Annotated in this window: 14 protein-coding genes and 1 tRNA gene; 5 read left to right on the forward strand and 10 right to left on the reverse strand. The window is 63.7% G+C overall.

Annotation, left to right across the window (positions count from 1 at the left end):
* Positions 1 to 22: 22 nt before the first annotated feature.
* Positions 23 to 913 (reverse strand): nucleoside hydrolase, encoded by an 891-nt coding sequence (locus GXH28_RS01190; RefSeq protein ID WP_169237169.1) that lies wholly within the window; start codon positions 911 to 913, stop codon positions 23 to 25.
* 70 nt (positions 914 to 983) lie between these two features.
* On the opposite strand from GXH28_RS01190, the gene GXH28_RS01195 reads away from it, so the two are divergent.
* The gene (locus GXH28_RS01195) at positions 984 to 2672 is read left to right on the forward strand and encodes a glycosyltransferase family 39 protein (RefSeq protein WP_169237170.1); all 1689 of its coding nucleotides are present in this window, start codon (positions 984 to 986) and stop codon (positions 2670 to 2672) included.
* On the opposite strand, the gene GXH28_RS01200 is transcribed toward GXH28_RS01195, so the two are convergent.
* Positions 2582 to 3901, reverse strand: a complete 1320-nt coding sequence (locus tag GXH28_RS01200; RefSeq protein ID WP_169237171.1) for an SH3 domain-containing protein — start codon at positions 3899 to 3901, stop codon at positions 2582 to 2584. The two genes, GXH28_RS01195 and GXH28_RS01200, sit on opposite strands and share 91 nt — an antisense overlap.
* Positions 3902 to 3961: 60 nt before the next feature.
* A complete protein-coding gene (locus GXH28_RS01205) occupies positions 3962 to 6049 on the reverse strand; it encodes a sodium-translocating pyrophosphatase (RefSeq protein ID WP_169237172.1) in 2088 nt (695 codons plus the stop codon).
* Positions 6050 to 6163: 114 nt separating this feature from the next.
* On the opposite strand from GXH28_RS01205, the gene GXH28_RS01210 reads away from it, so the two are divergent.
* On the forward strand, positions 6164 to 6679 hold the full coding sequence (locus tag GXH28_RS01210; RefSeq protein WP_206156668.1) for a J domain-containing protein: 516 nt from the start codon (positions 6164 to 6166) through the stop codon (positions 6677 to 6679).
* A gap of 105 nt (positions 6680 to 6784) precedes the next feature.
* On the opposite strand, the gene hpf is transcribed toward GXH28_RS01210, so the two are convergent.
* The 3 genes from hpf to GXH28_RS01225 all read right to left on the reverse strand — a co-directional run bounded on the left by hpf (position 6785) and on the right by GXH28_RS01225 (position 8329).
* A complete protein-coding gene (gene hpf / locus GXH28_RS01215; protein WP_169237173.1) occupies positions 6785 to 7360 on the reverse strand; it encodes a ribosome hibernation-promoting factor, HPF/YfiA family in 576 nt (191 codons plus the stop codon).
* Positions 7361 to 7427: 67 nt separating this feature from the next.
* Positions 7428 to 8117 carry a ComF family protein gene (locus GXH28_RS01220; RefSeq protein WP_169237174.1) on the reverse strand — a complete coding sequence of 230 codons (690 nt, stop codon included), beginning with the start codon at positions 8115 to 8117 and terminating at the stop codon, positions 7428 to 7430.
* Positions 8118 to 8182: 65 nt separating this feature from the next.
* Positions 8183 to 8329: a pilus assembly protein gene (locus GXH28_RS01225; RefSeq protein ID WP_169237175.1), complete on the reverse strand. Its 147-nt coding sequence runs from the start codon at positions 8327 to 8329 to the stop codon at positions 8183 to 8185.
* Positions 8330 to 8379: 50 nt separating this feature from the next.
* On the opposite strand from GXH28_RS01225, the gene GXH28_RS01230 reads away from it, so the two are divergent.
* On the forward strand, positions 8380 to 9084 hold the full coding sequence (locus GXH28_RS01230) for a zinc ribbon domain-containing protein (protein WP_169237176.1): 705 nt from the start codon (positions 8380 to 8382) through the stop codon (positions 9082 to 9084).
* Between the two features lie 55 nt (positions 9085 to 9139).
* Here GXH28_RS01230 and GXH28_RS01235 read toward each other — a convergent pair.
* A tRNA-Cys gene (locus tag GXH28_RS01235) sits at positions 9140 to 9211 on the reverse strand.
* A 48-nt stretch (positions 9212 to 9259) separates the two neighbouring features.
* Here GXH28_RS01235 and GXH28_RS01240 point away from each other — a divergent pair.
* A complete protein-coding gene (locus GXH28_RS01240) occupies positions 9260 to 10039 on the forward strand; it encodes a glycosyltransferase family 2 protein (protein WP_169237177.1) in 780 nt (259 codons plus the stop codon).
* On the opposite strand, the gene GXH28_RS01245 is transcribed toward GXH28_RS01240, so the two are convergent.
* Positions 10036 to 10767, reverse strand: coding sequence for an SDR family NAD(P)-dependent oxidoreductase (locus GXH28_RS01245; RefSeq protein ID WP_169237178.1), 732 nt, complete (start codon positions 10765 to 10767; stop codon positions 10036 to 10038). The genes GXH28_RS01240 and GXH28_RS01245 overlap by 4 nt on opposite strands.
* A 51-nt stretch (positions 10768 to 10818) precedes the next feature.
* On the opposite strand from GXH28_RS01245, the gene greA reads away from it, so the two are divergent.
* Positions 10819 to 11304, forward strand: coding sequence for a transcription elongation factor GreA (greA, locus tag GXH28_RS01250; RefSeq protein ID WP_169237179.1), 486 nt, complete (start codon positions 10819 to 10821; stop codon positions 11302 to 11304).
* Positions 11305 to 11331: 27 nt separating this feature from the next.
* On the opposite strand, the gene GXH28_RS01255 is transcribed toward greA, so the two are convergent.
* Together GXH28_RS01255 and GXH28_RS01260 are read right to left on the reverse strand one after the other, a co-directional pair.
* A complete protein-coding gene (locus tag GXH28_RS01255) occupies positions 11332 to 12618 on the reverse strand; it encodes an NAD(P)/FAD-dependent oxidoreductase (RefSeq protein ID WP_169237180.1) in 1287 nt (428 codons plus the stop codon).
* 32 nt (positions 12619 to 12650) lie between these two features.
* A complete protein-coding gene (locus tag GXH28_RS01260) occupies positions 12651 to 13325 on the reverse strand; it encodes a heme exporter protein CcmB (RefSeq protein ID WP_169237181.1) in 675 nt (224 codons plus the stop codon).
* Positions 13326 to 13328 lie beyond the last annotated feature (3 nt).

Here is a 13328-nt window from a genome sequence, read left to right on the forward strand (position 1 = left end):
CGATTATACGAAGCGGGCGCGTCTATGACGCAAACGCGCCGAAGTACTCGGCGAAGAATCGCTCGGCGTCCACGCCGACAGCGACCTCGTGCCGACCGTTCACGCCTGGCGACCAGCGCGTGACCGCGAAGGCGTCTGGGTCGTGCAGCTCAACGTGCACCTCGCCGCGTTCAAACGCGCAAATGCGCGCGTCGAAGAGGGTGGTCGCTGCCAGCGGGTCGTGAAAGGTGATCTTCTCGGCGTGCTGGAACCACACCTCGGCGAAGTCGAGCACCGGTTGCAGCAGCGGCGCTCGAAAGCGCTGGCGCACTTCTGCGGCGTTCATCGTCACGCGTGTGGTCACGTCTAGGCCAATGCTGCGGTGTATGGCGACCGGCGCGCGATAGACGATGGCGGCAGCGTGCGGGTCGCAGTAGATGTTCCATTCCCATCTGCTCCCGCGCCAGTAGCGCGTGCGCGACGGGTCGAACATCCCGCCCATGCTCACCAGTCCTCCGAGCAGCGATGGGATCTCCGGATCGGTCTTAAACAGCACGGCGATGTTGGTGAGCGGGCCGATGGTGAGTAGGATGACCTCGCCGGCGTATCGGCGGATGGTCCGGCGTAGGAACTCGATGGCCTCGCCGCGTGGGAAGTCGGTTTCGTGTGGCCAGCGCGCCAGCGCATCGGCTTGGGGCGCTTGGGGTTGGCGCGACGTGACCAGCAGCGGATCGGCCAGGCCGGGGTAGATCGGGATGTGCTTGCCGGCCAGTTTGCACAGCGCGCTGGCCATCATTGCGCGGCGCTCTGGCTCGCCGCTGACGGTGGTGATGCCGAGCAGCTCGCAATCGGCTTTGGCGAGCAGATAGGCTAGGCATATGGCATCGTCAATATCCGAACCGATGTCGGTATCGAGTAAGAGTCGAGTGGGCATAGGTAAGATGGATTGTAGGTTACTGGTGGCGCGTTATCCATTGGGGGGCCGGTCTACAATGACCGGCGAGTTGAGACTTTCCGATTCACGCGCAGCGGTTGCTGCCCTGCTCTTCGTCGCTTTTATCCTGCGCAGTGCCAACCTGACTGGCGAAAGCCTCTGGCGCGACGAGGTGGACTCGGTGCGGTTTGCGTTCGCGCCGCTGAGCGATCTTGTTGCACGATTCACCGCGAACGGCTTCAACGGCCCGCTCTATCACCTGATCGTGCGTGGCTGGCTGTCGTCGGCCGGCGTGAGCGATTTTGCGCTGCGCTACTTGTCGGTGATCTGTGGCGTCGCCCTCGTGGCGTTGGTCTATGTCCTAGGCCGGCGCATGTTCGGCGCGCGCGTGGGAGTTCTAGCGGCCTGGTTGGCGGCCCTCTCACCAGTTCTGGTCTGGTATGCGGGGGAGGGCAAGATGTACTCCCTACAACCCATGTTGCTTGCCCTGGCGCTCTACGCCCTCCTGCGCGCAACCAACTCCCCGGCCGATGGCCGAGCGTTGCGCTGGTGGACGGTCTTCGTCGTCGCAGCCAGCTTGAGTTTCTACGTCCATGTGCTTTCGCCGTTGTTCGTGCCGGTGGCGATGCTTTTCTTCCTGGCCCAATGGCCGGCCTCGCGCCGCCATCTCGCCGGCGGCGCGGTGGCCCTTGCGCTGCTCACCCTACCGTATCTGCCGCTGCTGGCCTGGCAGGCGCCGGCCTGGTTGCGCGGGGGCGACATCGGCCATCGCTTCTATCCCCTCGATCAAATCGTTTGGGCATTAGCATCGCACTGGCTTTTTGGCCTGGATGAGCGGTCGCCCGTGTTGTGGGCGATGCCCGGCGAGTCTGTGATGCTGGTTCGCCGAGTGGCGGTGCTGCTCAGCTTGATGCTCATCGCGTATGGCCTGTTGACCGCCGCACGATGTGCGTTGCGCGACGCGCGTGAGGTGAAAGCCTGGCGCATGCAACTGGCGGCGCTGGGATGGATGACGCTGCCGGCGCTGTTGATGTTCCTGATCTCGCTGCGCGTGCCCCTCTTTTTGCCGCGCTATGTGCTCTGGTCGGCGCCGGCGTTCTACCTGCTGGCCGGCGTCGGGTTGGATCGGCTGTTCGACGGCGCGCGCGCCGGGCGTATCGCCGCGCGGGTGGCGCTTGCTACTGTTAGCCTGGTCAGCCTGGCCGGCGTCGCCGCGCAGATCATCTACCCGATCCGCCCTGACCTACGAGGTGCCGTCGCCTATGTGCTGCACCGCGCCCAGCCCGGGGACAAGATTGTCTTTCAGATTCCCTACATGAGGCATAGCTTCGCCTACTACGCCGAGCGGTTGGGCTATTCGCTGGCGCAATTGCAATGGGTCGAAGCGCCGTTCACCAACCATGGGATGTCGCCGGACGACGTTGCGCAGGTGATGCGCGCTCAGGTTGTCTCGTCGTCGCGCGTGTGGCTGTTCGAGTCCGAAGCAACGATGTGGGATCAGCGCGGCCTAGTTCGTCGGTGGTTCGACGCGACGTTGCCGTTGCTCGACCGGCAGACCTTCCGCGGCGTAGAGGTGGGGTTGTATGCGGCTGGCGTCGGGCGGGTGGGGGGCGCGCCGCTCAGCCGAAGGATGATCGAGGGTGTGTGTCCCGATGCAGCCGTCGAGCCTCACGGCAATCCGGCCAACTGTCTGGCCGCTGGGTTAGGGACGACATACTGCGCCATGACCCATGCAGTGCCGTCCGTCCCGCCGGCGTAGGCGATCTGCCACCACTGCTTGTCCGGCGATATCCCTTTGACCTCTAGGCTGGCGCCGTTCTGTGCGCGGCCCAGGATGGGTGCTTTTAAGGATGGTGTGGCCCGTATGTTTAATCGGCTGCCGCCGGTGTTGACGACGACCTGCGCGGGTGATGTGGGTTGCGACGCAGCGGCGGCATGGCCGCCCAGCGCAGCTTGTGCAGCAGCGTTCGGCGTGACCACCGAATGGTGAATGTAGGCCAGGCCATCTTGGGCGCGGCTAAATTCGATCTGCCACCATTGGCGGTCGGCGGTGTAGGCGCGCACCGTGAACGTCGTCCCTTGTGGGGCCGAAGCCAGGATCGTGCTGTTGAGGGTGGGTGCGGCGCGCACGTTGGCGGTTGGCGTTTTCACAACGACGCCCGGCGCCGCAGCGCCTGAGCCGGCCGGCGGCTGCGCGCCGGCCGGCGCGGCGGGTTGTTGTGGAGCCGGCGCATTGCCGATGACGACGAGCGAAGCGTCATCTACGTGCACGTCGTTGTGAATCACCGGGTACTCCGCCGTGGTGTCAATGATGACCGCGACGGCGTCGGACGCAGCGGTCGCCTCGACGACGAGTTCCCCCCATGTGTCGTAGGGCCGCATCCAGATGCTGCAGACGACCGCCGGGTCGTTCAGGTTGGGGGTGAGTGCGACGAAGCCGGTGGTGTGGATGCAAGCGCGCGCCTGCAAGCCGCCCGGCTGGCGGGATGAATGCAGCGGCAACACGTCGGAGTTTGTGGTGAGTAAGTTGACCCACACGCTGAAGCGCAGTCGCGTTCCCGGTGTGAGGCCGCGCACGATTTGATACAGGCCGGCCGAGCGGTTGATCGAACGGTAGGTGAAGAAGCTGGCGCTGGTCGGATAGCTGCGCACGCGGTCGGCGGCGATGTCCACGGTCATCACCCGGAACTCCGGCGCGCGGTTGACCAAGTCCTGGTTCAACTCTTCGCCGCTCTTGCACGTCCAAAACGCCGTCCATTCATGCGGGGTAATGGCGTTGTCTTTGGACCAACCGGGGGCGCATACGTCGCCGTTGGTTTGCGCCGGCCAGTCGAAGCCGGGGTTCTTCAGCAAGTTCGGCCCGCCGCTTTGGGCATGCGCCGCGCCGGGGACGGGGACTACGAGTGCAGCGGCGCACAGCACAGCGTGCAATGCATAGCGCACTGCGCGCGCGCCGCCTGGCCATCGGAGTAACTTCGCGCCGACCATCGGCGAGATTATAGGAGAAATGTTCGGAAGTCGGCAGCGTTAACTGCGCGCCCCGCACGATCACCGGATCAGCCCGCCGATCTGTACGAATAATGGCGCAAAGACGAGCGACACCACGCTCATCAGCTTGATCAGGATGTTCAGCGAGGGGCCGGAGGTGTCTTTGAAGGGATCGCCGACGGTGTCGCCCACCACCGCCGCTTTGTGATTGTCGGAGCCCTTGCCGCCCAACTCACCCGTCTCGATGAACTTCTTGGCATTGTCCCACGCGCCGCCGGCGTTCGCCATCATAATAGCGAGGACGAAGCCCGATGCCGTTGCGCCGACAAGCAAGCCAGCCAGCGCTGCCGGGCCGAGCAAAATGCCGATGGCGATCGGCGTGGCGACGGCCAGCACGCCCGGCGGCACCATCTCGCGCAGCGCCGAACGCGTGCTGATCGCCACACATCGGGCGTAATCGGCGCGCGCGCCGGGCGCGCCCTCCTTCAGGCCGGCGATCTCCCTAAACTGACGACGCACCTCCTCGACAATTTGCATCGCCGCGCGGCCTACGGCCGTCATGGTGATCGCGCTGAACAGGAAGGGCAACATCGCGCCGAACAGCAGGGCGCCCAACAGCCTCGGGTCGAGCAGGGTCAGTTGCGCACTTTGCAGGCCGCTGGTCTGGGCGTAGGCGGCGATCAGGCCCAGCGCGGTCAACACCGCCGAGCCGATGGCGAAGCCCTTGCCGGTGGCAGCCGTGGTGTTGCCCAGCGAGTCCAGCGCATCGGTGCGCGCGCGCACTTCTTTGGGCAGGTGCGCCATCTCGGCGATGCCGCCGGCGTTGTCGGCCACCGGCCCATAGGCATCCGTCGCTAGCGTGATGCCTAGCGTGCTGAGCATGCCGACCGCAGCCAGCGAGACGGCATACAGTCCACCGTCTGCGCCGCCGATTCGCCCGCCGACGGCATTGTTGAAGCCGAGCACATATGCACCGATCACAGCGACCATGACGATGGCAACCGGCGCCAGCGTCGAGCGCATGCCAACGGCCAACCCCTCGATGACAAGCGTGGCGACGCCGGTGCGCGCGGCTTGCGCGATCCCCTGCGTCGGCTTTTCGGTATAGCTGGTGTAGTATTCGGTGAAGTAAGCGATCAACAGCCCAGCAGCTAAGCCAAGTAGAATAGCGAAGAAGATCGGCCAGCCGATCGTGCCGTCCAGCAGGATCAGCAGGGCGATGCCAGGCACCACTAATCCCGATGCGGTCCAGACTGCCGTGCGCAGCGTGCGCAGCAGGTCGCCCTGAGAGGCGTTCTCGCGCGTGCGCACCATGAACGAGCCGATCAGCGCCGCGAGGATGCCTACTGCAGCGATGGCGAACGGCAACAGCAACGCCCCGGGGCTGAGTTCGCCGCGCGCAGCTCCTACGACGGCCACGGCCGAAGCGGCCACGATTGAACCGACGTAGGACTCGTATAAGTCTGCGCCCATGCCGGCTACATCGCCCACATTGTCGCCAACATTGTCCGCGATCACGGCCGGGTTGCGTGGGTCGTCTTCGGGGATGCCGGCCTCGACCTTGCCGACCAGGTCGGCGCCAACGTCGGCTGCTTTGGTGTAGATGCCGCCACCCACGCGGGCGAACAGCGCAATAGACGACGCGCCGAACGAGAAGCCGGTCACCGCGTCAATCGCCAGTTGGTTCATGCCGAACAGGAAGAACAGAGCCGACAACCCGAGCAGGCCGATGCTGACTACACTCATACCCATCACGCTGCCGCTGCGGAAGGCGACCCGCAGCCCGGCGTCCAGCGACTTCATGGCGGCAGCGGTCGTGCGCGTGTTCGCGCGCGTGGCGATGCTCATGCCGATAAAGCCGGTCAGCGCCGATGTGAACGCGCCGATGACGAAGCACACCGCTGTTTGCCAGCGGATGAACACGGCGATAGCGATGGCCACCACAGCCGCGAAGATCACCAGCACACGATACTGCTGCGCTAGAAAGGCCTGCGCGCCCTCACGGATCGCCTGACTGATCTGTTGCATCGTCTCGTTGCCAGGATCGCTGCCCAGGATGGCCCGCGCAGTGACGGCGACGTAGGCCAAGCCTATTAAGCTGACGACGATCGCGAACACAATCGGAATCGGAGATGGAGATAGAGACATCGTGTGAGAAGACTCCTTCACCTAAGTGGTTGGATGTTGACTGTTGCGAGCGTATGATTCTACCTGTTGCGTAGAATTCTCATAACAACGCACGGTGCATAAGCGAGTGGAACTATGAGCGCGTTCGACAAGGACTACTACCAGATCATGCAGGTGGACGAGATGGCGGAGAGCGTCGTCATCGCTGCCGCTTACAAGGCGCTGGCGGCCAAATATCACCCCGATCGCAATACCTCTGCCGATGCCACCCGCCGCATGCAAGCCTTGAACGAAGCGTACGAGGTGTTGTCGGACCCACATAAGCGCGCCGATTATGATCGGCAACGGCTGCCTCGGCGCAACGGCCAGGCCAATGACGCTTCGCAGCCGGCGATGCCCGCGCAGACTGCCCTCGCTGACGCGCGCCTGCGGGAACGCTTCGAGCGCATTGCTCAACGCATCCGCGAAGTGCAGGAGAAGTCTCTCCAGCAGATTCAGACCGTTCAGGAGCGCTCGGCGCAGCAAATTCGTGACATTCAGGAACGCGCAGCGCAACAGGTCAAAGAAGTCCAGGACAGGGCGGCGCAACAAATCCGCGAGATTCAGCAGCGCACGGCGGAGCAAATTCGCAGCATTCAGGAAGGCTTGTGATGCCATTTGCGTGTCGCATCGGCACGTGGTATGTAGGAGCGCCGCGCGCCTGAGCACCGCTCCAGATGCCGCGAGCTTATGTGAAGTCGCCCACCTTCAGGATTTTTACTTCTCCGGCTGTAGTAGGCCATAGTCGCCGCCCTTGCGACGATAGACCACCTTGACCCGGCTGTCGTCGGCATGCACAAACACGAAGAAATCGTGACCCAGCAATTCCATTTGTTCAATTGCCTCTTCCACACTCATCGGCACGATCTGGAACGTCTTGATGCGCACCAGCTTAGGCGACGGCGCTGCGGGTGGGGTTTCTTCTTCGATCGGCAACGCCTCGGCCATGAGCAGTTCTTCGTCTTCGGTCGCGAGCGCGGCTGCGCCGCTGCGCTTGTGGTCTATGCGGCGGCCCTTGTAGCGCGCGATGCGCTGATACATTTTCTCCAGCGCTAGGTCAAATGCCTTGAACGGGTCAGCGTCTTCTTCTTCGACGCGGAGTAGCGTGCCGCGTCGCCGCACGGTCAATTCGACCGATTTCGGCACATCCCTCTTTGTGCTTTGCCTCGTAAACTCCACGCGCACGTCCTCTAAGCCTGGCAGATATCGTTGTAGGCGCTCGGCCTTGTTGCGGACATACTTATCGAGGCGTTGGCTGACGTTCATGTTGTGACCTTGAACTGAGACTTGCATGATGCTTCCTCCGATGGGGTAATTCACTTCGTCGAGTTGAACATTTCGTATTGCGCAAGCTTTAGCTTCACGCGCGGGCCAGCGTGAGCGCGACGACGTGTTGTGCGCCGGCCTCATACAAGACGTGCGCGCATTCCACTAAGGTGGCGCCGGTGGTGAGCACGTCATCTACGAGCATGAGCGCCCTGCCTTGGACCCGCTCGGGCAGAGCCGCGAACGCGCCGCGCATGTTCTCCTTGCGCGCTGTTGCGCTCAGGTGCGCCTGTTGCTGAGTTGGCCGGATGCGCTGCAGCGCGCGCGCCTCGACCGGCCTTCCCAGCGCTGCGCTGATGTGACGCGCCAGCAGCAAACTCTGATTAAAGCCGCGCTCCTTCAGTCGAGTCGCGTGCAACGGCACAGGGACGATCCCATCGGCGGACAGGGCGTTGGCTTTTGCGATGGCGCTCATGTGGGCGGCGAACGCTTCGGCGAGTTGAGGCTGGCCCTCGTACTTGAAGCAGTGGATGCCTTCGCGCAGCGGCGGGCCAAAATTTGCTGCCGAGATGACCGTCAGCGATTGGCCCGATGGCAGTTCAAGCGAAACTCGGCTGTCGCGCGCGTTCAGCCACTGCGTCCGGTTGTTGCACGCAGTGCACCACCAGCCCTCGCCATATTTACCGCATCCCCCGCAGCGCGGCGGATACAACAGGTCGAGCAAGAACGCGAATGTGCGCTGGCCGCGCCCTATTACTGAAGCTATGGCGCTTATGCGCAACATACGACGATAGTAAACATGATTTGTCTAAGAATCAAATAGGAGAGCACGGGGGCTGCGCCGATGGGCTAACGGGCGACGAGCCGGCTTAAGAAATCGGTGATAGCCGGACCGAGCAACACGACGATCACAACGATCACGATGGAGAACAGGATCAGGATGAGGGCAAAGTCTATCAGGCTGCCACGCCCGCCCTCGCCGCTGGGGGGTCTCATAACAATTCCATGCCTCAGGCGTGATTATAAGCCTCGCCTATACTGACCGCATGTCGCGCGCGGAATCTCTCTATCGTTTGCAATTGCTCGACCTGGAACTCGACCGTGCCCGTAAGCGCCTGCACGAAATCGAGACGTTGCTGGCCGGCAGCCCAGCGCTCGAACATACACGCGCTGAGAGCGCCAGAGCCGAGAAGGCGCTGCGACTCGCTTCGTCCGAACTCAAGTCGCTCGAGCTGGATGCCCAGGCGCTCGACGACAAGATCGCTCGTGAGGAACAGCGGTTGTACTCCGGCGCGATTCGCAACCCCAAGGAAATGCTTGACCTGCAGCACGAACTGGATGTTTTGAAGCGGCGGCGTGTTGCGCTGGACGAGCAGATTTTGGCGGCGATGGAGCAGGTGGAGCAGCTCCGCGCCGACGAGCTGCGTTGTCGCCAGGCGCTGGCTCAGGCCGAGCGCAACTTTGCCGAGGACAGCGCGCACCTGCGCGCCGAGCGCGACAACCTTACAGCCGTGGTCGAGGGCGCTTTGGAGCAACGCGAAGCCCTGTGTCGCAGCCTCCCGGCCAGAGACTTAGACCTGTATTCGGCCATCCGGGCGAAGAAACCCAACGGCGTAGCCGTCGCGCTCATCAAAGCCGGCGCCTGTAGCCAGTGCGGTGAGACGCCTTCCTCCCAACTCATCCAGCAAGCCCACACCGGCGCTGCGCTGGCGATGTGTTCCAATTGCGGGCGGATTTTGTATGCGCTGTGAAGCTGTGGGTGGACGCAGGGCGGCGGGGTGAGGACATCCCTACGCGGGATGAAAGAGGCGACGGTGGGAATCGAACCCACGCATCAGGGTTTTGCAGACCCTTGCCTTACCACTTGGCCACGTCGCCGGGTGAAGGAAGTATAGCACGCAGCGCTCATGCTACACTGATGCGGAGATGAGCGCTGCTTCGTCGCCTCGCGTCAGTGCCGTCATACTCACATTGAACGAGGAGCGGCACATTCGCGCGTGTCTGGAGACGCTCGCCTGGGCAGATGCGCGCATCGTTTTCGATTCGTTCAGCACCGATGCCACAGTCGCGCTTGCCGAGCAAGCCGGCGCGCAGGTGATTCAGCATCCCTTCCAGAACTACGCGCAACAGCGCAACGCTGCGCTCGGCGCCGTTGACAGTGAATGGGTGTTCTTCGTAGACGCGGACGAGCGCTGCCCGCAGGCGCTGGGCGAAGAAATTCGCGCCGTAGTTGCCGCGCCGCAGCACGATGTGTATGCGGTACCCCGGCAGAACTATCTGTTCGGCCGGCTTACGCTGGGCGCCGGCTGGCACCCCGATCACCAGGCGCGGTTGTTTCGCGTCGGTCGCGCTTGCTTCGACCCGCGCCGCGAGGTGCATGAGGTGGCGCAGCATGACGGCCCCATGGGTTACCTACGCGCCGCGCTGATCCATTACAACTACGACACCGTCGCGCAATTCCACGTCAAACAGCGCAAGTATGCCGAATACGACGCCGGCATCCTGTTCAAGCAGGGCGTTCGCCCCAAGCCGCGCAACTTCGTGCTGCAGCCGCTGCGCGAGTTTCGCCGGCGGTTCTTCACGCTGCGCGGCTATCGCGATGGCTGGCATGGCCTGCGCCTGAGCGCGCTGATGGCGTATTACAACTTCGACATGTACCGTCGGTTGGCGCGCATGTGGCGGGAGCAGGATAGGCGAGGCGCTTAGACCAGCGACCGCCCGCCATCCACGAAATACACCGCGCCGGTGGCGAAATCCTCTTCGATCAAGTAACGCACCGTGCGCGCGACGTCCTCCGGCGAGCCGATGCGTTTGAGGGCGGACTTTTCAATTGCCCACTGCCGTTTGGCCTCGTCGGCGTCGTCCGGCAGCAGGACGGTGCCGGGCGCGATGGCGTTCACGCGCACCTGCGGCGCCCACTCCAGCGCCAACACCTTGGTGAGCGCCACCAGCGCGGCCTTGCTGGCCGAATGATGGGCGTAGCCCGGCCAGGCCTGGAACGCCGATAGGTCGGTGATGTTGATGATCAGGCCGCACCCTTGCGCGATCATGTGTGGGGCAACGGCCTGCGCTATCAGGAAAGGCGCTTTGGCGTTCAGGCTCATCTCCGCGTCCCATTCTGCCTCGCTGATCTCGAGCGCCGGTTTCTTCAACCAAATGGACGCATTGTTGATGAGGACATCTACGCGCCCGAAGCGCTGCAGCACGGCCTGCGCCAACGCGCGCACCTGGCCGGCTTGTGTCATGTCGGCTTGCATGGCAAAGCTGCGCACGCCCAGGCGCTCGATCGCTTCCACCGTGGCGCGCCAGGGTTCGCTTTCGAGGTAATAGCTGAACGCAATATGCGCACCATGCGCCGCCAAGTCGAGCGCAACGGCGCGCCCGACCCGCTGTGCGGCGCCGGTGATGAGGATGACCGATCCTGTGATCTCCATGCCGTGATTGTGCACCACGTCGCGCGATCCTGGTCAGGTAAAATCTCGGCCATGTCAAGCCCGCACAATTCGAATAAGGTCTATCTCACCCCCGAAGGCGCGCAAAAGCTGCGCGACGAGCTGGCCTATCTGCGCGACGTGAAGCGCCCGGAGCTGGCGGAGCGCCTGCGTTTCGCCATCCAGCAGGGTGACTTGTCGGAGAATGCGGACTACACTGCGGCTAAAGAAGAACAAGGGTTTTTGGAAGGACGCATCCTAGCCCTCGAGCGCATGCTGGCCGACTGCATCATCCTCGATGAGGCAGCCAATGACCAGGAAGAAGTGCGCATGGGCAGCCGCGTCACAGTGGTTGAGGATGGCTTTGACGACCGAGAAACCTTCCAGATCGTCGGCGTCGCGGAAGCCGATCCGATGAACGGCAAGATTTCGAATGCGTCGCCGCTAGGCCAGGCGTTACTTGGCAAGCGCGTCGGGGCGAAGGTGCGTGTGGTGACACCGGCCGGCACGACCATCTTCAAGATCCTCGCTGTTGAGTGACGCCGTCAGCTCAACCTCTGCGGCGCCTTAACTGATGGCGTCGAGCAACCGGTAATACAGACCGGCCAGCGGCAGGAACCAGGGGTTGCCGCGATATAGGTTGGCCGGAGCCGTGGGGAAGGGTAGGGTGAAAAGTGGATTCTCGATGCGCCGGCCGGCGATGTGTTGCGCCACACATGCGCCCAGATATGAGAGCAACGCCACGCCGTGGCCGCCACATCCGAGCGCATAGTGAATGCCCGCCGCAGTAGTGCCGGCGTGCGGCAGCAGGTCGAACGTGAAGCCCAGTGTGCCGCCCCAGGCATACTCAACCGCGATGTCCTTCAACTGCGGATATACCTCCAGCATGCCGCGTCTTAGGATGGCTGCGCTCTCGCGCACGGTGTGCGCATTGGCGGGCATGAAGCCGGCGCGTCCGCCGAAGATCATGCGGTTGTCCGCCGAAAGGCGGAAGTAGTAGAGAAAGTTCTTCGAGTCGAACATCATGCGCCGATGTCGGCTGACCCGCTGCGCCAGCTCCGGCGGCAGCGGCTCGGTGGCGATGATGTAGGAGCCGATCGGGATGATCCGGCGCTGCAACCAGGGGACGAGGCGTTCCGTGTAACCGTTCGTCGCGATCATCACTTGGTCGGCATGCAGCTTGCCGCGCGCAGTAGTCACTGCGAAACCCGTGCCTGCGGCGTCATGCTCAATGTGCGTCACGCGGGCGTTCTCGAACAGCCCCGCTCCGGCACGTTCGGCGGCCTGGGCTAAGCCAACAGCATACTGCGCGGGATTCAGCCCGGCGCTCGCCTCGTCCACCAGCCCGCCATGATATAGGTCAGTCTCAATCTCATCGCCTAGATGCGCTTTGTCCACCAAGCGCACCGGGTGCTGGAAGTGCTTCTGCAAAAGCTCCGCCTCGCGGATGAAGCCGGCGAAGTGGCCGGGTTTGTAAGCCAGCTCGATGTGGCCGCAGCGTCGGAAGTCGCAGGCGAGGCCTTCCTCGCGGACGACTCGCTCGACATGGTTGATCGCGTCGAGTGATGTGCAGAACAGCGCGCGCGCCGTCTCCATCCCGAAGCGCTTGACCAGCGCGCCGGCGCTGGATTTGAGACCGGTGAGCACCATGCCGCCGTTGCGGGAACTGGCGCCCCAGCCCAGCGTGTTCGCTTCGAGCACTGCCACACGCGCGCCGCTGCGCGCCAGCTCACGCGCGGCCGATAACCCCGTGTAGCCGCCGCCGACGATGGCAACGTCTACGCGTGCGGGGAAGTCGTGTGGCGCGGGCGAGAAAGGCGCGACGGTGTCGGACCAGTACGGTCGCTCTTTCATGCCCGGCATTATCGCGTAAGCTGAGACAGCCCTCATCCTTCCGCCAGATACTCGAACAGCAATGTGCCCGCCGTCCAGAAGATGACGATGAAGGCCAGCTCGACGCCGATCCAGGCTGCGAATTCACCCAGCGGCAGCCGGTCGAGGAAGCCCGACGTGGCGATGACGGCGGCGACGAGCAGCGGCAGCGCGAGTGGGAAGAGCAAGATCGGCAAGAACACCTCGCGCGCGCGGGTGCTGGCCGCCATTGTCGCGATCAGCGTGCCGGCGCCCGCATAGCCGATCACGCCGAGCAGCACGACCAGCCACACGCCCGGTTGCATGAGCGTTTCGTCGAACAGAATGGCCATGATCGGCGTGACCAGCAGCGCGACGGCCAGCGTGAAGATGACGTTGGCGATGGCCTTGCCGGCGAAGATCACGCTGCGGTCGCAGGGCGCTAGCAATAGCCCATCCATGCACTGGTTGATCTGCTCGGACGACATCGAGCGCGACAGCCCCAGCGTGCCGGCGAACACCAGCGTTACCCACAACACGCCGGGCGTGAGTGGGCGAAAGGTATCCACGCGCAGCCGCAGCGCAAAGTTGAACATCACGATGGCCATCACGGCGAAGACCACCATCGCGGTGGTGGACTCGCGCGTGCGCAGCTCCAGCAGTATGTCTTTGCGGATGATGGCGGCAATTTGGCGGAGAGCAGTCGGCATGGC

The sequence above is a fragment of the Candidatus Roseilinea sp. NK_OTU-006 genome (assembly GCF_012931985.1).
GTDB lineage: Bacteria > Chloroflexota > Anaerolineae > J036 > Brachytrichaceae > JAAFGM01.

Bases quoted from the DNA above. Each gene is read 5' to 3' on its own strand.
- greA (WP_169237179.1), top strand. From the start codon at position 10,819: ATGTCAAGCCCGCACAATTCGAATAAGGTCTATCTCACCCCCGAAGGC.
- GXH28_RS01210 (WP_206156668.1), top strand. From the start codon at position 6,164: ATGAGCGCGTTCGACAAGGACTACTACCAGATCATGCAGGTGGACGAG.
- GXH28_RS01255 (WP_169237180.1), bottom strand. From the start codon at position 12,618: ATGAAAGAGCGACCGTACTGGTCCGACACCGTCGCGCCTTTCTCGCCC.
- GXH28_RS01260 (WP_169237181.1), bottom strand. From the start codon at position 13,325: ATGCCGACTGCTCTCCGCCAAATTGCCGCCATCATCCGCAAAGACATA.
- GXH28_RS01220 (WP_169237174.1), bottom strand. From the start codon at position 8,117: ATGTTGCGCATAAGCGCCATAGCTTCAGTAATAGGGCGCGGCCAGCGC.
- GXH28_RS01205 (WP_169237172.1), bottom strand. From the start codon at position 6,049: ATGTCTCTATCTCCATCTCCGATTCCGATTGTGTTCGCGATCGTCGTC.
- GXH28_RS01200 (WP_169237171.1), bottom strand. From the start codon at position 3,901: ATGGTCGGCGCGAAGTTACTCCGATGGCCAGGCGGCGCGCGCGCAGTG.
- GXH28_RS01190 (WP_169237169.1), bottom strand. From the start codon at position 913: ATGCCCACTCGACTCTTACTCGATACCGACATCGGTTCGGATATTGAC.
- GXH28_RS01245 (WP_169237178.1), bottom strand. From the start codon at position 10,767: ATGGAGATCACAGGATCGGTCATCCTCATCACCGGCGCCGCACAGCGG.
- GXH28_RS01230 (WP_169237176.1), top strand. From the start codon at position 8,380: ATGTCGCGCGCGGAATCTCTCTATCGTTTGCAATTGCTCGACCTGGAA.
- GXH28_RS01240 (WP_169237177.1), top strand. From the start codon at position 9,260: ATGAGCGCTGCTTCGTCGCCTCGCGTCAGTGCCGTCATACTCACATTG.
- GXH28_RS01225 (WP_169237175.1), bottom strand. From the start codon at position 8,329: ATGAGACCCCCCAGCGGCGAGGGCGGGCGTGGCAGCCTGATAGACTTT.
- hpf (WP_169237173.1), bottom strand. From the start codon at position 7,360: ATGCAAGTCTCAGTTCAAGGTCACAACATGAACGTCAGCCAACGCCTC.